This window comes from Kitasatospora aureofaciens, assembly GCF_001188955.3.
GTDB lineage: Bacteria > Actinomycetota > Actinomycetes > Streptomycetales > Streptomycetaceae > Kitasatospora > Kitasatospora aureofaciens.
On record NZ_JPRF03000040.1, the window covers coordinates 42,795 to 63,650 of the forward strand.

General features: G+C 74.3%; 21 protein-coding genes and 1 pseudogene. 14 read left to right on the top strand and 8 right to left on the bottom strand.

The window, feature by feature from the left end; all coding sequences use genetic code 11:
• Positions 1 to 159: 159 nt before the first annotated feature.
• A complete protein-coding gene (locus HS99_RS25610) occupies positions 160 to 1,332 on the bottom strand; it encodes an FAD-dependent oxidoreductase (RefSeq protein WP_030552895.1) in 1,173 nt (390 codons plus the stop codon).
• Between the two features lie 133 nt (positions 1,333 to 1,465).
• On the opposite strand from HS99_RS25610, the gene HS99_RS25615 reads away from it, so the two are divergent.
• Entirely contained in the window at positions 1,466 to 2,059 is a 594-nt protein-coding gene (locus HS99_RS25615; protein ID WP_030284788.1) for a TetR/AcrR family transcriptional regulator, read from the top strand.
• A 409-nt stretch (positions 2,060 to 2,468) separates the two neighbouring features.
• A complete protein-coding gene (locus HS99_RS25620) occupies positions 2,469 to 2,816 on the top strand; it encodes an ArsR/SmtB family transcription factor (RefSeq protein ID WP_030552897.1) in 348 nt (115 codons plus the stop codon).
• A 45-nt stretch (positions 2,817 to 2,861) separates the two neighbouring features.
• Here the strand turns inward: HS99_RS25620 and HS99_RS25625 are convergent, their stop codons facing one another.
• Positions 2,862 to 3,857: a zinc-dependent alcohol dehydrogenase family protein gene (locus HS99_RS25625; RefSeq protein ID WP_030284783.1), complete on the bottom strand. Its 996-nt coding sequence runs from the start codon at positions 3,855 to 3,857 to the stop codon at positions 2,862 to 2,864.
• A 220-nt stretch (positions 3,858 to 4,077) separates the two neighbouring features.
• Here HS99_RS25625 and HS99_RS25630 point away from each other — a divergent pair, with 220 nt between their 5' ends.
• The 3 genes from HS99_RS25630 to HS99_RS48480 all read left to right on the top strand — a co-directional run bounded on the left by HS99_RS25630 (position 4,078) and on the right by HS99_RS48480 (position 6,385).
• A complete protein-coding gene (locus HS99_RS25630) occupies positions 4,078 to 5,097 on the top strand; it encodes a phosphotransferase family protein (RefSeq protein WP_052743434.1) in 1,020 nt (339 codons plus the stop codon).
• A 199-nt stretch (positions 5,098 to 5,296) separates the two neighbouring features.
• Positions 5,297 to 5,743, top strand: a complete 447-nt coding sequence (locus HS99_RS25635) for an ASCH domain-containing protein (protein ID WP_046385805.1) — start codon at positions 5,297 to 5,299, stop codon at positions 5,741 to 5,743.
• Positions 5,744 to 6,232: 489 nt separating this feature from the next.
• The gene (locus HS99_RS48480; protein WP_157881792.1) at positions 6,233 to 6,385 is read left to right on the top strand and encodes a hypothetical protein; all 153 of its coding nucleotides are present in this window, start codon (positions 6,233 to 6,235) and stop codon (positions 6,383 to 6,385) included.
• A gap of 51 nt (positions 6,386 to 6,436) precedes the next feature.
• Here HS99_RS48480 and HS99_RS25645 read toward each other — a convergent pair whose 3' ends face one another.
• Positions 6,437 to 7,039, bottom strand: a complete 603-nt coding sequence (locus HS99_RS25645) for a TetR family transcriptional regulator C-terminal domain-containing protein (protein ID WP_030552903.1) — start codon at positions 7,037 to 7,039, stop codon at positions 6,437 to 6,439.
• A gap of 131 nt (positions 7,040 to 7,170) precedes the next feature.
• Between HS99_RS25645 and HS99_RS25650 the strand changes: the two genes are divergently transcribed.
• The 4 genes and pseudogenes from HS99_RS25650 (at position 7,171) to HS99_RS46960 (ending at position 9,349) form a co-directional block, all read left to right on the top strand.
• Positions 7,171 to 8,013 (top strand): MBL fold metallo-hydrolase, encoded by an 843-nt coding sequence (locus HS99_RS25650; RefSeq protein ID WP_046385806.1) that lies wholly within the window; start codon positions 7,171 to 7,173, stop codon positions 8,011 to 8,013.
• On the top strand, positions 8,006 to 8,503 hold the full coding sequence (locus HS99_RS25655; protein WP_030552907.1) for a hypothetical protein: 498 nt from the start codon (positions 8,006 to 8,008) through the stop codon (positions 8,501 to 8,503). Before HS99_RS25650 ends, HS99_RS25655 begins: the two co-directional genes overlap by 8 nt.
• A gap of 76 nt (positions 8,504 to 8,579) precedes the next feature.
• Positions 8,580 to 8,718 (top strand): annotated as a pseudogene (locus HS99_RS43485) (IS5/IS1182 family transposase); the annotation flags it as partial.
• Between the two features lie 223 nt (positions 8,719 to 8,941).
• The gene (locus HS99_RS46960; RefSeq protein WP_370863297.1) at positions 8,942 to 9,349 is read left to right on the top strand and encodes a GNAT family N-acetyltransferase; all 408 of its coding nucleotides are present in this window, start codon (positions 8,942 to 8,944) and stop codon (positions 9,347 to 9,349) included.
• On the opposite strand, the gene HS99_RS44200 is transcribed toward HS99_RS46960, so the two are convergent.
• Positions 9,232 to 9,861, bottom strand: coding sequence for a hypothetical protein (locus tag HS99_RS44200; protein ID WP_030552909.1), 630 nt, complete (start codon positions 9,859 to 9,861; stop codon positions 9,232 to 9,234). The genes HS99_RS46960 and HS99_RS44200 overlap by 118 nt on opposite strands.
• 441 nt (positions 9,862 to 10,302) lie before the next feature.
• Here HS99_RS44200 and HS99_RS25665 point away from each other — a divergent pair, with 441 nt between their 5' ends.
• On the top strand, positions 10,303 to 10,632 hold the full coding sequence (locus HS99_RS25665) for a hypothetical protein (RefSeq protein ID WP_030552911.1): 330 nt from the start codon (positions 10,303 to 10,305) through the stop codon (positions 10,630 to 10,632).
• A gap of 363 nt (positions 10,633 to 10,995) precedes the next feature.
• Here HS99_RS25665 and HS99_RS25670 read toward each other — a convergent pair whose 3' ends face one another.
• Positions 10,996 to 11,640, bottom strand: coding sequence for a hypothetical protein (locus HS99_RS25670; protein ID WP_030552913.1), 645 nt, complete (start codon positions 11,638 to 11,640; stop codon positions 10,996 to 10,998).
• A gap of 256 nt (positions 11,641 to 11,896) precedes the next feature.
• On the opposite strand from HS99_RS25670, the gene tpx reads away from it, so the two are divergent.
• On the top strand, positions 11,897 to 12,397 hold the full coding sequence (gene tpx / locus HS99_RS25675; protein WP_030284770.1) for a thiol peroxidase: 501 nt from the start codon (positions 11,897 to 11,899) through the stop codon (positions 12,395 to 12,397).
• A gap of 176 nt (positions 12,398 to 12,573) precedes the next feature.
• Here tpx and HS99_RS25680 read toward each other — a convergent pair whose 3' ends face one another.
• Positions 12,574 to 13,296 carry a polysaccharide deacetylase family protein gene (locus HS99_RS25680; RefSeq protein ID WP_030284769.1) on the bottom strand — a complete coding sequence of 241 codons (723 nt, stop codon included), beginning with the start codon at positions 13,294 to 13,296 and terminating at the stop codon, positions 12,574 to 12,576.
• Positions 13,297 to 13,495: 199 nt separating this feature from the next.
• Positions 13,496 to 14,011 (bottom strand): anthrone oxygenase family protein, encoded by a 516-nt coding sequence (locus HS99_RS25685; protein ID WP_043480698.1) that lies wholly within the window; start codon positions 14,009 to 14,011, stop codon positions 13,496 to 13,498.
• Positions 14,012 to 14,489: 478 nt separating this feature from the next.
• Here HS99_RS25685 and HS99_RS25690 point away from each other — a divergent pair, with 478 nt between their 5' ends.
• The 3 genes from HS99_RS25690 (at position 14,490) to HS99_RS25700 (ending at position 18,620) form a co-directional block, all read left to right on the top strand.
• Complete coding sequence (locus HS99_RS25690; protein ID WP_050366330.1) at positions 14,490 to 15,911, top strand: hypothetical protein; 1,422 nt, start codon at positions 14,490 to 14,492, stop codon at positions 15,909 to 15,911.
• Positions 15,912 to 15,975: 64 nt separating this feature from the next.
• Entirely contained in the window at positions 15,976 to 17,223 is a 1,248-nt protein-coding gene (locus HS99_RS25695; protein ID WP_030284763.1) for an AAA family ATPase, read from the top strand.
• Positions 17,224 to 17,411: 188 nt separating this feature from the next.
• Positions 17,412 to 18,620 carry a vWA domain-containing protein gene (locus HS99_RS25700; RefSeq protein ID WP_030552921.1) on the top strand — a complete coding sequence of 403 codons (1,209 nt, stop codon included), beginning with the start codon at positions 17,412 to 17,414 and terminating at the stop codon, positions 18,618 to 18,620.
• Positions 18,621 to 18,715: 95 nt separating this feature from the next.
• Here HS99_RS25700 and HS99_RS25705 read toward each other — a convergent pair.
• Positions 18,716 to 20,856: condensation domain-containing protein (locus HS99_RS25705; RefSeq protein ID WP_063737924.1), on the bottom strand; the 2,141-nt coding region annotated here is incomplete at its 5' end.

A 20,856-nucleotide genomic window follows, 5' to 3' on the forward strand; every position in this document is an offset into this window, starting at 1 on the left:
GGGAAGTCGGCCCCGCCGACTTCCCGCTCCGCCACCCCTCCGGGAGCAACTTTTCTCCCGGAACGGGAGGCGCTCGTCGGCGTCGGGGCCGGGGCCGGGGCCGCTGGTCAGGGCGTGGCGAGGTCGGCGCCGGCGGATCCGACCGCGGCCCGCCGGGGCTCAGGGGGCCGTGGCGGGGACGAGGTGGTCGAGGGCATGGGCGCTGTCCGTCGCGGCGCGGGTCGAGCGCGGGAGCATGAGGTCTTCGTACGCGCGGACGGCGGTGTCGACGTCGGCCGCGCTGGCCAGGGCGTGGGCGAGGTCGGCGCCGTCGAGCATGGCGAGGTTGGCGCCGAGTCCGACCGGGGGCATCAGGTGGGCGGCGTCGCCGAGCAGGGTGAGGCCGGGGACGTGCCGCCAGGTGTGCGGGGCGGGCAGGACGAACAGGGGCCTGCTGGTGAAGGGGTGGTCGCCGCCGTGCAGGAGGCGGCGCAGGCTCACGTGCCAGCCCTCGAACAGGTCCAGCAGGTGCGCGCGTACGGCCTGCTGGTCGCCGGGGTCGACGCCGGCGGCCGTGTGCCAGTCCTGGGGGGTGCGCAACGCGATGTAGGCGCGGATGTGGTGGTTGCTGTTGCGCTGGGCGACCAGGGTGCGGCCGGCGCCCTTGGCGAGCATCGAGCCGTGGCCGACGAGGCGGGCGAGGTCGGGGTGGCGGGTGTCGCAGTGGTCGAAGCCGGTTTCGAGGAAGGTGACGCCGGTGTAGCCGGGTACGGCCGGGGACAGGGCGGGTCGCACGCGGGACCAGGCGCCGTCGGCGCCGACGACCAGGTCGAAGTCCTCGGTGGTGCCGTCGGCGAAGTGGAGCCGGCAGGTGCCGTCCGTGAGCGGGGTGGCCGCGCTGACGGCGCGCCCCCAGTGCACGGTGCCTGCGGTGAGCGAATCCAGGAGCAGGCCGCGCAGTTGGCCTCGGTCAATCTCCGGCCGGGCGCCGGAATCGGAGTCGGCGTCGGGGCCGGGGCCGGGGTTGGGGTCGGGCTCGAGGCCGCGGTCGGGGCCGGCCGGCGGGCCCTGCTGGGCCAGGGGTTCGGCGGTCGCGGGGTCGAGAACGCGCCACTGGTCGCCTTCGGGGCGGGCGAGGGCCTGGAAGCGCTCCAGGAGCCCCGCCGCGCACAGGGCGGCCTGGCCGGTGTCGGCGTGCAGGTCGAGGGTGCCGCCCTGGGGGCGGGCGTCGGGGCCCGCCTCGCGTTCGAAGACGGTGACGCGGCGGCCGTGCCGCTGCAGGACTCGGGCGCAGGTGAGGCCGCCGAGGCCGGCGCCGACGATGGCGATGCGGAGGTCGCGGGCATGGTTCATGACAGGCGCGAGTGCCTCTCGGGAGGTGGGTGCGGGTCGCCGGGAGGTCCGGCACCACCAAGAAAGCACACTCACTGAATAAGTGCAATGACTACACTTTCGCAGTGGGTTCACCTCACGGTAGGGTGGGCGAGTGACCGAAGCGACCGGGCGCCGCGAGCGCAAGAAGGCCCAGACCCGCCAGGCCCTGGCTGACGCCGCACTCGAACTCTTCCTCGAACGCGGCTACGACCAGGTCGGCGTCAAGGACGTCGCCGACGCCGCCGACGTCTCGGTCACCACGCTGTTCAAGCACTTCCCCGGCAAGGAGGCCCTGGTCTTCGACCAGGACGACGACCTGGAGGCGGCCCTGGTCGCCGCCGTACGCGAACGCCCCCCGGGCCGGTCCGTCCCCGAAGCCCTGCGAGAGCACCTCCTGCTCGGGCAGACCCGCTTCGCCGTCCACTCCGCGGACCCCCGCTTCGCCGCCTTCCTGCGCATGGTGCAGGACACCCCCGCCCTGCGCGACTACGCCCACCGCATGTGGACCCGCCACGAAGCGGCCCTGGCCGCCGCCATCGCCGAAGCCGCCGGCGCGCCCCGGGACGACGTCCGCTGCGCCGCCCTGGCCCGCTTCGCCCTGGAGGCCCGCAGCCTCATCCAGCGCCACCCCGACCCAGCCCGCGCCGCCGACGAGGTCTTCGCCCTCCTCGAACACGGCTGGACCGCCTCCCACCAGGGCACCTGACCGGGGCGCGGCGGCCGCCTCCCTCGGTCGGCGCTGGGCGAGGAGCACCGCGCGCTGCGCTGGGCTAACGAGGAGGTGCGCCGGGCGCCGCTCCAGGAGCGCTGCTACCGGCAGCTGCGCCGGGTGCCGGCGGAGGAGTCGGGGATGGACCCGGCCGCCGAGGACCGGGAGCCGTACCTGTCGTTGCTGCGCTCTCGTGCCGTCGCCGTCGCCGGTGGCGGTGGCGGTGCGGACGGTGGACCCGATGCTGATGGGCGGCCCGTGCGTGATTCGTGTTGCGGAGGTGTTGCGGCGCGCGTGGCGGGGGGCTGCCCGTAGTAGCGTCTGCGCGTGAAGTCGCGCGTGGTGCGCGGTTTTTGGCGATGAGTGCTGCGGGACGGGGGCCGGGCTCGGGAAAGGGGTGGTGGGTGTGGGACGAGCACGCGTGACGGCGCGGGTGATCGTGCACCCCGGTGTGGAGGACGTGAGCGTCCAGCAGGTGTTGGAGGCCCTGGCCGATCCGGCGAGGCGCTCGGTGGTGCGCACTCTGGCGCACGCGGGCGCCGACCTGAGCTGCGGCTCCTTCGACCTGCCGGTCGGGCGCTCGACTTCCAGTCACCACTTCTCGGTACTGCGCGCGGCCGGGGTGCTGCGCCAGTACTACGTGGGCACCACGAAGATGAACACGCTGCGCGCCGAGGAGTTGGAGCGGCGCTTCCCGGGCCTGCTGTCGGCGGTGGTGGCCGCCGCCGACGCCGAGGCCCGGGACGCTCCCTGACAGTGGCCGGTGCCAGTCGATGGACAGTCAGCGGTACGCCGATGGTCAGTCGGTGACAGTCACGACGATCTTGCCGACCTGGGTGCCGGCCTCCAGGTAGCGGTGGGCCTCGACGATGCTGTCCAGGCCCTCGAAGACGCGGTCGACAGCGGGGGTGAAGGTGCCGTCGGCCAGGCCGGCGGTGATGAACGCATGGCCGCGGCGCAGCCGTTGGGCGTCGCGGCTGACCTCGTGGATGGTGTAGAAGCGGCTGCTGACGGGGGCGAAGGTGTCCTGGCCGGGCATGGGGGTGTCGCGCATGTCCAGGCGCCCGTAGACGATCAGGTGCCCGCCGGGGGCGATGGTGCCGGCGAGGGTGTTGACACCCGGTCCGGCAACGGCGTCGAAGACGGTGCGCACGCCTTCGCCACCGGTGATGTCCCGCACGCGGGCGGGCAGGTCCTCCTCACCGGTGACGATCACGTGGGCGGCGCCGGCGTCCAGGAGTTGCTGAGTCTTGGCGCGGGTGCGGGTGGTGGCGATGGGCACGGCACCGATGCGCCGGGCGATGCGGATCGCGGCCAGGCCCACGCTGGAGGCAGCGGCGGTGAGCAGCACGTGGTCGCCGGGGCGTAGGTGGCCGTCCTCGGCGAGGGCGCCGTAGGCGGTCAGGTAGGGCATCCAGGTGGCGGCGCCCTGGACGGCGCTGAGTTGGGCGGGGCGGTGAACGGCGGCGCGGGCGGGGACGAGGGCGTGGGTGGCGTAGACGCCGTAGTCGTTCTGGTCGAAGGCGGGGACGGAGTCGACGGCGTCGCCGATGCGGAAGCCGGTGACCCCCTCCCCGACGGCGTCCACGGTGCCGGCGGCTTCGTAGCCGGGGGTGGCGGGCAGTTGCGGCTGCTCCAGGTAGGTGCCGGCGCGGTAGAGGGCCTCGGCGCGGTTGAGTCCCAGCGCCTGGACCCTGATCCGGAGTTCGCCCGGCCCGGGCTGGGGCAGGGGCGTCTCGCGGACGGTGAGGACCTCGGGTGCGCCGGTGGCGGTGAAGACGACTTTCCTGGGCATCGCGAACTCTCCCCTTGTCGACTGTGGGCCGGTGTGCGGTCCGCTTTCCACCCAAGCGGTGGCACGGCTCGCTGTCAAATTTCTATGGATGTCGAACAAAGGGGTGGAGGCAGTGGCCGTCCGGTAGTTGATGTCCCGCCACCTGCTTTTCGCAGGACCGGGAGAGGGCGTGCCGGGGGGTATGAATGGCGTACGGGGCGGGGGGGTAGGGTGGTCGTCCATGATCGAGGACGACGACCGGGGGTGGGCCGGCACGCGCCGGTGGGTTCAGGGCGTGCTCGCACCCGGTGAGCGGATCGTGGGGGTGCGGGAGCTCAAGGGCGGGTGGACCTCGCGGATGCGCCGGCTGGACGTCGCACCCGCCGACAACGGCGGGAGTGTCGGTCGAGGCGGTGGCGGTGACGGCGATGGTGTCGGTGTCGGTGTCGGTGGGCAGGGTTACCCGCTGGTGCTGCGTTCCTTCGTCAAGCCGTTCTACCGCCGCCACGCCCCGGGCCTGCTGGCCCGGGAGGCCGATGTGCTGCGCCTGCTGGAGACCAGGAGCATCCCGGCGGCCCGGCTGCGGGCGGTGGACGCGACGGGCGAGCACTGCGAGGATCCGTCGCTGGTGATGACCCACCTGCCCGGCAGTGTGCGGGTGCACGAGGACGGCGACGTGGCGCGCCGCACCGTGCTGCTGGCCGGGCAGTTGGCGGCCGTGCACGCCGTGGCGGTGCCGGAACAGGAACGCCCGCGTGCCTGGCAGGCGTGGACCTCGCCCGAGCGCGTGCAGATCCCCGCCGCGACCGCGCGTCCGCGCCTGTGGGAGCGGGCGGTGGAGGCGATCGACCGCGAGGCGCCCGCGCACCGGGGCTGCTTCCTGCACCGCGACTTCCACCCGGGCAACGTGCTGTTCACCGGCAGCGGTGAGCAGTTGGCGGTCAGCGGCGTCGTCGACTGGGTGGAGACCTCCTGGGGCCCCGCCGACCTGGACGTCGCCCACTGCTCCACGGCGCTGGCCCTGCTGCACGGCGTGCCGGCGGGCATGGCCTTCGCCGACGCCTACGAGCGGGCCGGGGGCGTCCTGACCACCGGCGGGGACCACCTGTACTGGCGGCTGCTGGACGCCCTGGCGTTCGCCCCGGACGCGCAGAAGGTCGCCGTGCCCTGGCGCGAGCTGGGGCGCACCGACCTGAGCGCGCCGGTGCTGGCGGGGCGCCTGGAGGACTACCTCCAGGCAGTGTTCGAGCGCTACGCGTAGTTAGTCCGGGGGGCGAAATCGCGCCTGGTGCCGCAGTCGTCGGGCTTGGCCCCGTGGAACGAGCCGGGCACGTTCAGCCAGGAAAACGAAGTGCAGGTGCATCCCAGCAGGCCGGCTGCGCCCGAACGGCCCGCTACGGCCCGGGGCCGGGGAGTGCCGGGTGTTGATCGACGCGGGCCCGGCTCCGTACCATCGCCCAATGGAGCACGACGACCTTCCGACCCTCGAACTCGCCTTTCCCGGGCCGGAACGCGACCGGGGCGTGGCGGCGATCCTGAGCGGCGACAAGACCGCTCTCACCGGCCTGCTGGAGATCTACGAGCACGCCCGCGAGGCACTGCCGACGGCCGGACAGCGCTTCTCGGTGCTCGACTCCGCGGGCCGCCCGGCCGTCACGATCGAACTCCTCGACGTACAGGTCGTAGCCATGAAGGAGATCGACGACGACTTCGCGCGCGCCGAGGGACGCGGCTACGCCGACGCCGCCCAATGGCGTACCGCCCACGAGGAGTTCTTCCGCAGCGAGGGCGTCAGCGCCTTCCTCGGCCGCACCCCGGCCATCGGCGACGACACCCTCGTTGTCGCCCAACGCTTCCGCGTCGCCGACCCCACCACCCCGAACCCGGCGCGCCCCCAGCGCTCCTGACCACCCGGCCCGCGACCACAGCACACCGGCACACCTCTCGGGCAAGCGGGCCCGCCTACTTCCCCTGCCCCACCAGGCGCCACCACCAGGTCACCGCGTAGGGCCTCGCACGCCTCCCCGCCATTCCTGACAATCTGCCCCCACTGACGCGTCCGCGAACGCCGCACATCAGCAAGCCCTTGCGACAGCGAGCCCTGGACGTGAGAAGTCGGACCCGCCGACTTCTCACGCTCCCCCACCCCACCGGCGAGCTCGCCCGGCAGCGGCGAAGCGGCAGACACTTCCCAGAGATAAGAGCGCAGTGGCGCCCAGACGGCATCCCCGTCACCGAATGCACCCGCAGGGGTCGGGCCACCGGCCTTGAGACAGCAGGTCCAAGCGCAGGAATCCGGACCCACCGACGTGCCTTGTGTCCCCGGATCGGCACACCCGACTCCACAACCTCCTCCTCCTCACCAGCCAACACGGTCACCTCGCCAAGGTGCGGCCGTGGAAGAAGTCCCCTGGTTCGAGCACCACAAGGACGACCTGTCCTCCGCGGAGCAGGAGTTCGTGGCAGCCCAGCGGGTGATTCGGATCGAACTCCGGGCGCTTGGGAAACAACGCCGAGAGCTGGTCCCACAGCGGCTCGAACAGAGATGACGGCATGCTTCACGCCGGCGGCGCGACCCCCGACTCCGGGCTGGAAAGGCCTCAACGCCCGCCAGCGGCGCGGTGCATGGCGCGGCGGGCGCGTTGGGGCGCGGCGTCGTCGCGTTGGAGCTGGATGGCCTGGTTGGCGGACATGGCGATGCCGTTGAGCTCGAAGGCGATCTGGGCCGGGTCGGTGTCGGGCGGCAGGTCCCCCGTCTCGACCGCCGCCGCGGCGAGGTGTTCGAGGTAGGCCAGCCAGCGGCCGGCGGCCTGTGCGACCGCGTCGCGGACCGGGCCGGGACGGCCGTCGAACTCCGTGGCCGCCGCGGTGAGAAAGCAGCCGCCCTCGGCGATTCCGCCGTGCTCGAGGTAGTCGATCCAGGCGTCGCACAGGTGGCGCAGCCGTTCGATGCCCGTCGCGGTTCGGGGCACCCTGGCGGGAACCAGTTGCCGGAACTGCTCGACGGCGGCATCGAAGGTGGCCAGTTGAAGTGCCTCCTTGGAGCCGAAGTGCCCGTACACGCCGGCTTTGCTCATCTCCAGGTCGTCGGCGAGGCGCCCGATGGTGACCCCCTCGAGGCCGTCGCGGGCGGCGATCACCACGGCGCGGTCGAGGATCCTTGCCCGGGTGTCGCGGGCTTCTGCGGCTGAGCGTCGAGGCATGCCCAGATTTTAGCAAACGCCCGTGCGCTAATGACATACGAACGATCGTACGTTAAAGGCCGACGTGACACGCCGGCGGCAACCGCCGCCCGCGTCGCACGCCGACCACAGAACGAGCAGGAGGCGACAGGATGCGGATACGACGACTCGGCTGGGCGGGAATCGAGATCGAGGCAGCCGGAGGACGCGCCGTCATCGACGCAGTCACCGCGATGCCCCAACTGGCCCACATCATCGGCCCGCCCCGCACCGAGCTCCTGCCGCCGGCAGGACCGGTCGACCTGGCACTCGTGACCCACCTGCACGAAGACCACACCGACGCGGCCGCCCTCGCCGCGGCACTCGCCCCGGACGGGATCCTGCTACGCCCCGCGCCCGCCGAGGGCACCGCGCGCGAGACCCCGGACACCGCCGCCGCCGAAGCCGGCCTGGCCGAGCACAAGCTGCCCGCGATGGTGGTGGAGCCCTGGCAGAGCGTCAGCGCAGGGCCGTTCACCGCGACCGCCGTTCCCGCGGTCGACGGGCTCGGCGCACCGCAGGTGTCCTGGGTCGTAGAGGTGGGCGGTCGCCGGATCCTCCACTGCGGAGACACCCTCTTCCACGGGCACTGGTGGCGGATCGCCCAGCGCCTGGGCCCGTTCGACGCGGCCTTCCTGCCGGTCAACGGAGCCGTGTGCACCTTCCCGCACCTGCACCCCGCGAGCCCGTTCCCCGTCGACCTCGACCCCGCCCAGGCGGCTGCGGCAGCCCACCTGCTGGGCGCCCGGATCGCGGTGCCGATCCACTACGACACTCTCCACACGGTCGGGGTGTACGAGCAGATCGACGACCCGTCAGGGGCGTTCACCACCGCATGCGACGAACTCGGCGTGGTCAGTCGGGTGCTCGACCCCGGTGGCACCCTCGACCTGCCCGCCGGCAAGGGCGACGCCGGGAACGATAGGACAGCGGTTGATTCTCTGCCCCATGACTGAACCGAACGCCGATCCGGAGCACATACTCGACGACCTCCTCGCGGGAAGGCCCGGCATCCTCGAGCTGACGCGGGCGCTGACTTCCGCCGAGCCCCGCTCGTTCCGGCCGCTGCTCGCCGACGAGGACCGGTCCAGCCCCTACGATCTCGACGGGCTCGACGACTACGAGCGGGAGCAGGTTCGCCGCGGGGCGCTGCTCGTCCTGGCCGACGATTTCGTCGACGAGACGGAATGGGGCGGCGACGACATAGCGGTGGGATTCCGCCGGGCAGACGATTTCTCCGAGGATTTCGAGGAACTCGTCACACTCATCTCGGCGCACTACGGCGAGGCTGTCGAGAACGCAGATGAGCTGCGTTACTCGGATTCCGGCAAGGCGGCCTACTGGCGAGCGGGAGAGTCGACGTTGGTGCTCCAAGTCTTCGTCAACTACCCCGGCGGCAATATCGAGCTCCACCTCTGGCTCGCGGCGATCGCCGACCAAGCGTGAGCCCCGGCCCGCCGCCGAACTCCACCGCGTCGGGCTTTGCCGGCGCGGCCGGAGCGCGCCGCTGCTGGGCCGGTAGGTCCGCCGCTGCTCGGAACGCGACGGCCTGGCCGTCGACTTCTACCTCTACCTCGCCGCCGCGTTCGTCACCGTCCGCGCACTCGTCCGGGAGGCCAGCGCCCCCTACCGCTGGGACACGACCCACCACACGGCGCCTGAAATGTCGCCAATCCTCGGTCGCTCCGCCCCGCGGGAGGGCCGTGCGGCACCGGCCGGGGCGGGCCCCGGGCCCGGGGCGGGAACTGCGGGTGCGGGGTGCGGACGGCGGGTGGTACGAAGCCGGGTACGGACGACCTGGTCACCGAACTCCTCATCCTTCACCCGCCGACCACGCGCCAGGCCCGGCGCCTCCTGGGCGGTGACCCTGGCCCCGACGGGGCCGTGGGCGCCGGGCCACCCCGCCGACGGCGACCTCGTCGGGGCCCGCCGTACCTGCGGGTTTGCGCGGACGACAGCGACCCGCAGGGCACCGTCACCGTCGGCTACGGGCTGGTGGCCGCGGCCCGGGGCCGCGGCTACGCCGCGGAGGCGCTGCGCGCACTGCTGGAGCTGGCCCGCGCACACGAAGCGGCACGCGTGGTCGGCGACACCGACCTGGACAACACCGCCTCCCAGCGCGTCATGGCCGCCGCCGGCATGCGCCCCGCCGGGCGCGCCGCGCACCTGGCGTACTACGAGAGCGCCTGGCCACCCGCCCCCTGCCTCCCGGGCCCCGGGGAAGGGGCGGAGCCCGAGCCTGTGGCAGTGGCAGTGGCAGGGGCGGGGGTGCCCAGCACCCAGGCCGGGTAGTGCCGCGCGGCCAGCAGCGGCGAGGGCGGGGCGCCCGGGTGCAGGGCACCGACCGGGAAGAACGCCGCCTGGCAGCGCCGGCACCACCAGCCGCTGCGCCACCGCGCGACCAGGTGCTGCCAGCGCGCCTGCCGGCCCCACAGCAGTTCCTCCTCCCGCCGCCGGGCCCGGCGGCGGGAGAGCATGCGCACCACCATGGCCGCACCCGTCAGCACCGCCGGGCCAACGAGTCCGCCCAGCAGGTAGCCCGCCCGGTAGGCGTCCCCGTAGCGATCCAGGTCCGGACGCGGGCGCAGCAGGGAGAGCACCCCCAGCAGCAGCCACAACGCCGCCAGCACCACCAGCACGGCCACCGCCGCGCTGTCCCGCACGGGCCCGGGCTGCGGGGCCGGCGGCGGGGCCAGGTGGGCGACCGCCGACGGGTCCACGGCAGCGGCCACCACGTCCCCCAGGGCCTCGGGCACGGGCAGGACGTGCTCCCCGCCGGCGCAACCCGGGCATATGACGCTCATCGAACTGTCCACTCCTCAGGAAGACTTGTGCGCGAACGATCCAGGAAGCAGTACACCACGAAGCGCTGACGGTACGTCACTCGATTTCACGAGCCATCGTGGGACAGAAGGATCCATGGGCTCGGGAGGCGGGGCAGGGCGAAGCAGGGCGGGGCAGGGCGAGTCGGGTCGAGTTGCGAACTGCGCTCTGTGCCCGGCACAGCCCGGAAGCCGAATGGCCGCGCGCCCCGGAGGAGGTCGGACGCCGCCCCGGTCCGACCACCACGCAACAGGCGGGGCACGACCCGCAGCGCGTACAAGCCCGGGCCGACGGGGCAAGACACCGCCCACCGCAGACGCCCCGGCGCCGCGCCGACAGCAGACGCCCACACCAAGAACGGCTCCCTCCGGAGTTCCGTCGAACCTGATGTCTCACGCGTCGCGATGTCGAATACTCGAACTGTGCAGGCCTTCCCCATGAACCCGGATCGGCTCGAAGGGCCCGTGCTGCTGCTGGACGACGCCGGCGCCGCGTGGCAGCTCCGGAAGAAGCGAGTCGATCTTCGCGCTGTGCGTCGACTGATGAAGGACCCCGCCTCGGTCGTCGTGCTCGGAGAGAGCGGCGGGACTCGCCCCCGGCTCGTCGTCGATGGTGAACGCCCGATGCTCTGGGGCATGGTCAAGGACGACTACAAGGGGTCTGGCGGAAGCCGAACGGCAGGACGCTACCTGGCGCACGAGTTCCGCACGCATGCCGACCGTCGCATGCTCTACCTGGAAGAGCACTGCTGACAGCGGCACCGGTCACGCCCGTTTGGGGATCCGGGTGCGGAGAGGCCGGAACGAGGCCCGGCGGCCAAGGCACGTGCGTGGCAGGGGATTCGGGTGGCGCCCGCCCAGTCGCAGGCGCCGGGGCCCCGGGGGCCGGGACCGCCGCTCGCGCGGGCCGACGTCGGAAGCTGCGGCCGCGCCCTTGTGGAACGGTGCGGGCGGCACGCCGCGCCGACGCGGCACGGGCCGCGGACACCGGCAGGGACGGCACCCGCAACACGACGTCGTCGAAGGCGTCCGGCTCACGAGCTCGCGCCGGCCGTACCGCTCGTCTCCCTCCCCTCGGCGCCGAGGCACTCCGGCCGTCGGCGGCCCGGGCCGGTCTCAGGCGCGGGGCATCGGGCGGTGGGTGGTGGCGTGCAGGTAGGCGTCGACCTGCGTGCGGCGGTAGCCGCCGCGCACCACGGCGAACACCGGGGTGTCCGGGCGGTGGTGCGGCGCCAGGGCGAGGAAGGCGTCCACCGCGCCCGTGTCGTAGCCGCGCCAAGCGGTGGCGAAGACGGGCAGCGGCAGCGCCGCTGTCTGCGCATCGAACGCCTCGGTCACCGCCCTGTCGACCTGCCCCGGCGCGTAGCCGCGTGCAACGACCCGGAATCGCGGCCGGGGCTGGCGCCGGTCCGGTGCCTGGGCGAGGTAGGCGTCGACCGCTGCCGTGTCGTAGCCGTGGCGCACCAGGTCGAACCCGCGCCGCCCAGCCCCGCCAGCGGACGCCTCGCCGGGCACGGGCGCCGCGACGGGGGCGGAGGCGGGGTCGAGCCCTACGACGGTGCGGGCGGCGGCCACCGCCCGGTCGACCTGTGCCCGGTCGTAGCCGCGCCGGGCGACCTCGAACCGCGGTGCGGTCGGGCGCAGCTCCGGGGGCAGGGCGAGGTAGGCGTCGACCGCTGCCGTGTCGTAGCCGCGCCGCACCACGTCGAAACTCCCCTGCCCGCCCGCCTGCGCCACCGTCTCGTCCCGCCCGCCGGCCATCCGCCCGCCCCCGCCCGTCCCGTCCAGCGACCGCCTCGGGGGCGCTCGCCGCTCACCGTGCGGCCAGCATCGCACAGACCTCCCCCGTCCCCCACCCGCCGCACAACCGTCGGCCGACAACCGTCGGCCGCGGCCACCGGCCGGGCCTGGGAGGCGGGTGCGGTGTCCGTTCCTCGGTCACCGGCGGTGGGCGCCGGTGGGCGGGCAGTAGGATCGGCGGCGTTGTCATCCGTACACCGCTGGTAGGAGGCTTTTCATGGCTCAGGTCACGCTGAAGGGGAACCCGGTCGAGGTCGGCGGCGCGCTGCCGGCCGTGGGCAGCCAGGCCCCGGCGTTCACGCTGGTCGGCGAGGGTCTCGTGGACACCTCGCTCAAGGACTTCGCCGGTCGGCGCAAGGTCCTGAACATCTTCCCGAGCATCGACACCCCGACCTGCGCGACCTCGGTTCGCACCTTCAACGCCAAGGCGGGCGCGCTGGAGAACACCGTGGTGCTGTGCATCTCCGCGGACCTGCCGTTCGCGCAGGCCCGCTTCTGCGGCGCGGAGGGCCTGGAGAACGTCAAGACCCTCTCCACCCTGCGCGGACGCGACTTCCACGACTCCTACGGCGTGTCGATCAACGACGGCCCGCTGGCCGGCCTGACCGCCCGCGCCGTGGTCGTCCTGGACGAGAACGACACCGTCCTGCACACCGAGCTCGTCGCCGAGATCGCCGAGGAGCCCAACTACGAGGCCGCCCTCGCCGTCCTGAACTGACGCACCGGCCCGGGCCCGTACCCGGACCGCACCCCGACGGGCCCGCCCCGCACTCCCTTCCCGGATGCGCGGCGGGCCCGCCGGTCGTTGGGCGGCCGGTCGTTGGGCGGCCGGTCCGGCGCGCTGCCCGGACCGGCGTTGCAACGTGGCGGGTGTCGTCCGGCGCCGGCGGCTGCTCAGCAGAGGGTCGCGAAGCTGTAGCCGCGGGCCTTGAGGGTGGACAGGATGGTGGGCAGGGCCGCGGCGGTCTGGCTGCGGTCCCCGCCGCCGTCGTGCATCAGGATGACCGAGCCCGGGCGGACGTTCCGCAGCACCCTCGACTCGATCGCCCCCGTCCCCGGCCGGGACCAGTCGGCCGGGTCCACGGACCAGAGCACGATCTGCTTGCCGAGCGCCGCAGCTCGGGAGCGCACCGTTCCGTTGACCGCGCCGTACGGCGGGCGCAGGCACTTCGGGGTTCGGCCGGTCTGCGCCCGGATGGCCTGATCGGTGTTGCCCACCTGGGAGTTGAAGGAGGGCCCGGAAAGCCGGCGCAGGTCCGGGTGCGACCAGGAGTGGTTCTGCACGCTGTGGCCCTGGCGGGCGACCTGCGCCGTGAGCGAGGGGTGGGCGGCGACGTTCTCCCCGATCTCGAAGAAGGTCGCGTGCACCCCGTAGCGGCTGAGGATCGAGAGGATCCTCGGGGTGTAGGTGGGGCTGGGGCCGTCGTCGAAGGTGAGGTAGACGACCTTGCCACTCCCTCCCCCGCTCCCGGTCATCCCGGCCCCGGCCGCCCCGGCGGCCTCCGCCGTCCCGGTGGGTACCGCGACCACCGCCCCCGCCACCAGCGCCACGGCCAGGGCGCCGATCGTGGTCCGGACCCTTCCGACTCCCCTGCGCCCAACGGGTCGTACCGCCATGCCTGCCCCCTGACGTCGGAAACTGCCGCGTACCGGCCAGTCTGCGCCGACGACCGCCGAGGTCGCGACCCCACCGAGGACGAAAGGGGGTGAAATCGGCCAGCCGGCTGGCGTATTGACGGAAGGCGGACAGCGGAGCGCCCCCGGCTGGCCGACCGGCTCTGCCGGTGGCCTCAACTCCCCCCGCGCGAAACCGGTTTCAGCGCGAGTCGCGGCCGTGCAGGACCAGGGAGCGGGTGAGCGCGAGCAGGCCCGCCGTGCACAGCGCGGTGCGGAGCATGTTCGTCGCGACCCACGCGCCCTCGAACTTCGCCCGCATGGCGGCGAGGTCGTGGATCCGGGCAGGGTCGCCGGCCGCCGCCAGCTCGTTGTTCAGCGGGATGTTGACCCCCATCGTCACCATCAGCGCCACCACGTACAGCAGGGTCGCCGCGCCCGCCCACAGCGCGGCCCGCCGACGGCCCGCCTTGTGCTGCAGCCAGGCCGCGACGCCGGTCGCGAGGAAGGCGCCGACGAAGACGAGACCGAACATGCCGTTCTCGATCGACTTGTTGATGTGCCGCATCGCCGTCACGTACGTCCGGTCGTCCCCGGCCGCCAGGCCCGGCATCACCGACACGTCGAAGGCGAAGAACAGCCCCGCCATCAGCCCCATCGCGATGGTGGCACCGACCACCACCGGACCGGCGGCCTTGCTGCGGGTGGTGGCCGTCACCGGCCGGACACTCCCTCGGATCAGGCCGTCGACGGCCGCTCGGGCGGTGGAGGAAGCAGGAGTCGTGGTCTGGTTGGAGCGTATCGGCCATCCTTCGGTTCTGCCGGTCCCCGCCCCTCGCGGGAACCACCTCGCCCGGAGTCCCGGACTGAGAAGCGACCGGCGGACGGAGCGGGCCTCCCTGGGCCCTCGCTGTCGTCCGTCCCGGGTGTCCTCCAGTCAAGTCCACGCCGGGCCCGGCGAACCATGGCCCCCGCGCTCAGCCGCATACGCGAGCGTCTACGACGCCGACGGGGCCCCGGAACCCGGGGCCGCCCGTCCTCCCGCGACCAGCGGAACACACCGGGGCCGTAGCGGACCACGGCTCCCGGGAGGCGGAAAGGTGTGGCGGAGCGTCAACAGCCGGCGCTATGCTCCCCGCGATGAACACTTTCGCTGATCTCGGATCGGAGGCCCCGCTCGCGCAAGGTGAGTGCTGATGCTCACTCACACCGCGAACGGGGGCGACTCCCGACTTTCCTTCTGGCGGCGCGTACGCGAGTACGCCGTGCCGCCCTCCATGATCGAGGCTGCCACCGCACGTCGGCTGTCCGGCGACTGGGCCTGCGCCGCCGCCAACGTCGAGATCGACTTCCAGCTGCCACGCGTCGCCCGCGCCCACGGCCGGGAGTTCGCCGAGCGGCTACGGGGTGACCTGCGCTGCCTGGCACCGGACCTGCTGCGCTGGCACCTGCCCAGAACCGCACCCGACGGGCTGCTGCGCGCCGGGCTGACCGTGCCCCTGGTCCGCTACCCGGGCGAGCGCCCGGTCCACCTGGTGGTCCGGACACCGCCCGCCTGGGCGGAGTACGGGCAGCGGATCAGCCTGGCGCTCTGGGACGGATCCTCGGACGGTCCCGCCCCGCATCCGCACCCACGCCCCAGCCGCCGGTTCCGGCTCGACCTGCACCGGCACCTCTGGGACGCTGACCGCAGCGGGGAGTTGGCGCTGCGTGCCGGTCTCGGACGGCCCGCCGAAGGGCCCCAGGACCGGCCCCGGGACGGACCTGACCGCTACGGGCTGCGCCACGCCGTCGACCGCTGGGCCGCCGAGGCGGAGGTCCTGCTGCGCGCCGAGGGACGCCAGCCCGGGCCGGTCGTGGTCCGCCTGGAACACGGCCGACGGCTGCTCCTCACCCCGAACCGGCCGAACCGGCCGAACCGGCTGGACGACCCGAACGACCCGACCCAGCCGGACGGGCCGCCCGAGGAGGCCGCCGACGACCTCCGCTCCCTGCCGCTGCTGCCCGACGCGGCGACCTGGGTGCTGCCCGACGTCGACCTGCTGCGCAGCGACGCGATCGAGCCCGACCGGCTGCACCCACTGGTGGCGGCCGCGCTGGCGCCCGGCCACCGAGCCGACCGGCGCCGTCAACCGACCGCCGGACAAAGGCTGGTGGAGTGCCGCGGTGCTCAGCACCGGATCGCCGTCGTCGACGGAGTGCTGACCGCGCTCGACCACGACCCGGCCCAGCTGCGGCGCGAGGAGCTGCTGGCCTCGCTGTCCGGCACCCCGCTGCCGTGCCTGCGCGCGATCGACCAGGCGCACCGCGATCCGGCCGAACTGGCCGGTGTGCGCGAGCGGTTGGACCACGGCGACACCGCCGGGGCGCTGGCCGTGGTGGAGGGCCTGCTCGGCCCGCAGGCGGCGCTGCGCGACGGCCCACTGCGGGACCAACTCGCGGCGGCGGCGGAACGCCGGGTCGCCTACGGCCTCTACCGGGCCGGCCTGACCATCGACCAGCGAGTCAAGGCCGTGCAGAGCGAGGCCTCCTACGCCCACTACCGGACGCCGGTCCGGGACTGCTATCGGACCATCGGCTTCCCGTTCCCCCGGCGCCCTCGCACCGCCACCCGCTGAAGCCCTGAGCGCCTTGGCGCCTGGGCGCCTTGCTTCCGACCTCCCAAGGTGATCACCCATGCCCATGCCCATGCCCACGCCCGTATCCACGCCCACCCCCGCCCGGCTCGACGTCGCCCGCCAACTGCTCGACCTGCTCGCCGACACCCGCACCGAGCCCCGCCCCGACGACCAGCTGGAGGCCCTCACCCTCGCCGTGGCCGCCGATCTGCCCGTCCTGCTCTGGGGTGAGCCGGGCATCGGCAAGACCGCGGCCCTCAACCAGCTCGCCGAGGCGCTGGACCTGCCGCTGACCACCGTCATCGCCAGCGTCCACGAGCCGTCGGACTTCTCCGGGCTGCCCGTCGTCGGCGACGACCCGGCGCAGCAGGGCGTCCCGCTGGCCCCGCCGGACTGGGCGGTGCGCCTGGTCCGGGCCGGACGCGGGCTGCTGTTCCTGGACGAGCTGTCCACCGCGCCGCCCGCCGTCCAGGCCGCGCTGCTCCGACTGGTCCTGGAGCGGCGCATCGGTGCGCTCCAACTGCCGCCGGGCGTAAGGATCGTGGCGGCCGCCAATCCTCGTTCGTCGGCGGCCGACGGGTGGGAGCTGAGCCCGCCGCTGGCCAACCGGTTCGTCCACCTGCAGTGGGTGCACGACCACGAGGTGGTGGTGCGGGGCCTCGGTGGGGTGTGGCCGGTCGCCCCGCTTCCGCGGCTCGATCCGGGGGAGCTGTCCGCGGCGGTCGTCTTCGCCCGTCGAGCGGTGTGCGAACTGCTCACCGTGCGGCCGGAGTTGGTACACCGACTGCCCACCAACGAGACCAAGCGCGGCGGCGCCTGGCCGTCCCCGCGCAGCTGGGACATGACGCTGCGGCTGATCGCCTTCGCCACCGCGGCCGGCTCCTCCCGGGAGGTGCTGTCGCTGCTGGTCCGGGGGACGGTCGGGGACGGCCCGGGGCTGGAGCTGATGGCGAGCCTGGACCGGATGGACCTGCCGGATCCGGAGCAGCTGCTCGCCGATCCGGCGTGCGCGGTGCTGCCCGAGCGCGGGGACCTGCGCCAGGTGGTGCTGGACGGGGTGGTGGCCGCGGTGCGCAGCAGGCCGGAGCGCGCGCGGTGGGACGCCGCCTGGGCGGTGCTGGTGCGGGCGTTGGAGACCGGAGCGCCGGACCTCCTGGTCGTCCCGGCCACCACGCTGGCCTCGCTGCGCCGGGAGGGCTGGGAGGTCCCGGCGGCGATCGAGCACCTGGCCTCGACGGTCGCCCTGTCCCGACGGGCCGACCGCGCCGCCGTCCGGGTCGCCGCGCGGACCGACGTGACGGCCGGCCGGTGAGCGCGGGCTCGACGCCGCCGGGCGCCGACGCAACGACCGGACCCGAGCCGGCGCCCGGACCCGCCCCCACACCACGGGACCTCGCCCACAGGGCCAGGCCCACCGCCCGCACGGCCCTGGACGTCGGCAGGCGCAGCCGCCCGGGGACCGGGGAACCGGACGCCGCCGCCACCCCCCAGCCCGGGAAGCTGGACCGCGACAAGCTCTACGCCGCCCGGCTGCAGGCCGTCCGGGCCCGCCCCTACCTGGCGACGGCACTGTTCGCCCTGCACCTGGTGGAGTCCCGGCAGACGCCGACCATGAGCGTGGACCGCTACTGGCGCTGCTACGCCTCCCCGGCCTTCGTCGACCGCACGCCGGTGGAGGACCTGGCCTCGATCTGGGTGCACGAGGTGTCGCACCTGCTGCGCGACCACCACGGGCGCAGCGACCGCCTGGCGCGCGACCTCGGCTTGAAGGGCCCGGCGGACCGGCTGAGGATGAACATCGCCGCCGACTGCGAGATCAACGACGACGCGTTCGGCGACGGGCTGGTCAAACCGGCGGGCGCGCTGACGCCGGAGTTCCTCGACCTGCCCGACGGAGAGCTGATGGAGGACTACTTCCGCGGCTTCAGCTTCGACCTGCGCAAGCCCGGCCTGGCCTGGCTGGACTGCGGCAGCGGCGCCGACGGCGTGGACCGCGACTGGGAGCTCGGCCCGGACGGCGCCCACGGGCTGACCGCCCAGGAGCGCGACGCCGTCCGCTTCCGGGTCGCCGAGGCCATCCGCGGCCGCCCCGGCAACGCTCCGGCGGGCTGGCGGCGCTGGGCCGAGGAGGTGTTCCACCCGCCGCAGCCGTGGCGGCAGCTGCTGGGTGCGGCGATGCGCTCGGCGGTCTCCGGGCCGGGCGCGGGCGGGGACTACAGCTACGGCCGCCCGGCCAGGCGCTCGGTCGGGTTGCCCGGTGTGGTGCTGCCGAGCCTGCGGCGGCGCCCGCCACGGGTCTCGGTGGTGATCGACACCTCGGGGTCGGTCTCCGACCGGGAGCTGGGCAGTGCGCTGCTGGAGGTGGCCGCGATCGGCCAGGCGGCCGGCGGCCGCCACGACCAGGTCACCGTGCTGTCCTGCGACGCGGCCGCCCAGGCCGTCGGACCGCTCTGCCGGGCGGCGGGCATCCCGCTGGTCGGCGGCGGGGGGACGGACCTCCGGACGGGCTTCGCGGCGGCACTGCGGACCCGGCCGCGACCGGACGTCGTGGTGGTGCTGACGGACGGGCAGACGCCCTGGCCGGCGGTGGCGCCGTCGTGCCGTACGGTGGTCGGCCTGTTCCGGCGACCGAGCCGGTACAACGAGAACAGGGGCGAGTACCGGCCGGACGCTCCGCCGGACTGGGCGCGTGTGGTCACCATCGGCTGAACGGCCGCCGCGCACGACAGAAGCACCACAGAAGCGCCACAGAAGCGCCGGGGGGAGGGGTCAAAAGAACCCCCCTCCCCCGGGCGACACACGGCTCAGCGGACCATGACCGCCAGCACGCTGCGCCAGTCCTCCCCCGGCTCCGGCTGCAGCGCGGCCGCCAGGGTCTCCGAGCGGTAGTGCCAGGGCCGTCGCAGCTCCGGGTCGGCGTCGGCGCTCAGCTCCACCGCGCTGCCCGACCCGAGCAGCCGGATCAGCTCGGTGCTGAACTCCGCCCAGGACACGTGCCCGTTGACCGCGTTGACGATCCGGCCCGCGGCGGGGCCGTCGGGGAGGATGCAGGCGGCGAGGGCGCGGGCCAGGGCGGCGGAGTGCACCCAGGCGGCGCCGTTCCACTCGCTCTCCCCGTCGGCTCCCGAGGCGGGCAGGACGATGGGCCGGCCCGCCAGGGCCGCCTGGTAGAGCTCACCGGTCGAGCCCCAGCGGAGCTGGTCCCGCAGGCGCTGGTGTGGGCCCCAGACGATCGGGGCGCGCACCACGGTCGCCGGGCCGTGCCCGGTGGCCTCGGCGGTCTCGAACAGCATCCGCTCGCAGTCCAGCTTGGCCTGCCCGTACGCGGTGACCGGCGAGCCGCTGGGAGCGCCCTCGGCGACGTCGGTACCGGTCGGCCGGCCGTACGCGTCGATGCTGCTGACGAAGACGAACGGGCCGCCGGACCAGCCGTCCAGCAGGGTCCGCATGGCGGCGACGTCGGTCTCGTGCTCGGTGAAGGTGCAGGCGGCGTGGATGACGGCGTCCACGCCCTTGACGGCGCGCTGGAGGCTGTCGAGGTCGGCGAGGTCGCCCTCGGCGATCTCGGCGCCGTGCAGGGCCGGCAGGTGCGCCGACTCCGGACGGACCAGGACGCGTACCGGCCGCCCCTGGGCCATCAGCTCCTGCAGCACCGCGGCGCCGACCCCGCCGGTGGCGCCGGTGAGCAGGACGGTGCCGGTGCGGGGCTCGGCGCTCGTACGGTCGCCGGCCCGGGCGATGGCGGCGCGCCGCTCCTCCTCGCGGGCGGCGAGCAGGGCGGCGAGGGCGCGCGGGGTTCGGTGTTCCAGGATGTCGAGGCCGGTGAGCGGCAGCCCGGCGCGGGTGCGCAGGCGTTCGGCGAGCTGGACGGCGACCAGCGAGTGCCCGCCGAGCGCGAAGAAGTCCCCGTCGGCGGGCGGGAGGCTGCCGAGCAGTTCACCGAACGCGGTCCGGACCAGCTCGAGGGGGCCGGTCCGCTCGACGACGGGAGCAGCGACGGGAGCGACGGCGGGAACGGCCCCGGGCAGCCGGTCGCGCTCGACGCCGCCGTCCTCCCCGCGCGGGATCCGGTCCAACAGCGTGACGGCTAGCGGGAGTTCGGCGACCGCGACCGAGCCACGGAGCCGGGAGCGCAGGTCGGTGCCGGTGGGGGCGACCGCTCCGCGGACCACCGCGTAGGCGAGCGGGGGGCCGTCGACGGTCTCGACGACGGCCGCGTCGGCCACCCCGGGGGCGGCCAGCAGCGCCTCCAGCACCGGGTGTCGGTCCTCGGCGGACACCAGGAGTTCGCCGGGCAGTTCGGTGAGCGGAAGCTCCGCGTCCTCGGCCACCGCCCGGAGCACCGCGGCGAAGGCGTCGGCCAGCCGGGCGGCGGTGGCCTCGTCCAGTGCGTCCCGGTCGTGCTGGACCAGGCAGCGCGGCCGCGGGCCGTCCTCCAGCACCAGGGTGAGGTCGAACTTGGCCAGCTCCAGGTCGAGTTCGACGTCCTCGGCGTCGAGCCCGGGCAGGTTCAGCGGCGCCGGGGGCTGGAGGACGTCGCAGCTGGCCGACAGCAGCGGGGTACCGTCGGCGCCGCGCGCCGCCGCGCCGAGGCGCTCGACCACCAGGTCGAAGGGCACCTGGTGGTGCTGCTGGGCCTCCAGCAGGGCGCCGCGCACCAGGGCGAGCGCGTCGGCGAAGGACTCGCCGCCGCCGAGTTCGGCCCGCACTGCGAGGGTGTTGACGCCCAGGCCCACCGTGCGGCGCAGCTCGGGCCGGGCTCGCTGGCCGCTGGCGCAGCCGAGGGTGAGGTCGTCCTGGCCGGCGGCGGTGCGCAGGGTGGCGAAGGCGGCGGCGAGGACTACGGCGAACAGGGTGGCGCCGTGGCGGGCACCGAGCTGCCGCAGGCTCTCGACGGTGGCGGCGTCCAGCGGGGCGGTGTGCAGGGCGGCGCGGCGGGCGCGGG

What these genes read in the sequence shown, in the direction of transcription:
- HS99_RS25670 (WP_030552913.1), bottom strand. Translation starts at nt 11,640, where the DNA reads ATGGCCGGCGGGCGGGACGAGACGGTGGCGCAGGCGGGCGGGCAGGGG.
- HS99_RS25650 (WP_046385806.1), top strand. Translation starts at nt 7,171, where the DNA reads ATGCGGATACGACGACTCGGCTGGGCGGGAATCGAGATCGAGGCAGCC.
- HS99_RS25610 (WP_030552895.1), bottom strand. Translation starts at nt 1,332, where the DNA reads ATGAACCATGCCCGCGACCTCCGCATCGCCATCGTCGGCGCCGGCCTC.
- HS99_RS25690 (WP_050366330.1), top strand. Translation starts at nt 14,490, where the DNA reads ATGCTCACTCACACCGCGAACGGGGGCGACTCCCGACTTTCCTTCTGG.
- HS99_RS25645 (WP_030552903.1), bottom strand. Translation starts at nt 7,039, where the DNA reads ATGCCTCGACGCTCAGCCGCAGAAGCCCGCGACACCCGGGCAAGGATC.
- HS99_RS25635 (WP_046385805.1), top strand. Translation starts at nt 5,297, where the DNA reads ATGGAGCACGACGACCTTCCGACCCTCGAACTCGCCTTTCCCGGGCCG.
- HS99_RS25695 (WP_030284763.1), top strand. Translation starts at nt 15,976, where the DNA reads ATGCCCATGCCCACGCCCGTATCCACGCCCACCCCCGCCCGGCTCGAC.
- HS99_RS25625 (WP_030284783.1), bottom strand. Translation starts at nt 3,857, where the DNA reads ATGCCCAGGAAAGTCGTCTTCACCGCCACCGGCGCACCCGAGGTCCTC.
- HS99_RS25680 (WP_030284769.1), bottom strand. Translation starts at nt 13,296, where the DNA reads ATGGCGGTACGACCCGTTGGGCGCAGGGGAGTCGGAAGGGTCCGGACC.
- HS99_RS44200 (WP_030552909.1), bottom strand. Translation starts at nt 9,861, where the DNA reads ATGAGCGTCATATGCCCGGGTTGCGCCGGCGGGGAGCACGTCCTGCCC.
- HS99_RS25630 (WP_052743434.1), top strand. Translation starts at nt 4,078, where the DNA reads ATGATCGAGGACGACGACCGGGGGTGGGCCGGCACGCGCCGGTGGGTT.
- HS99_RS25655 (WP_030552907.1), top strand. Translation starts at nt 8,006, where the DNA reads ATGACTGAACCGAACGCCGATCCGGAGCACATACTCGACGACCTCCTC.
- tpx (WP_030284770.1), top strand. Translation starts at nt 11,897, where the DNA reads ATGGCTCAGGTCACGCTGAAGGGGAACCCGGTCGAGGTCGGCGGCGCG.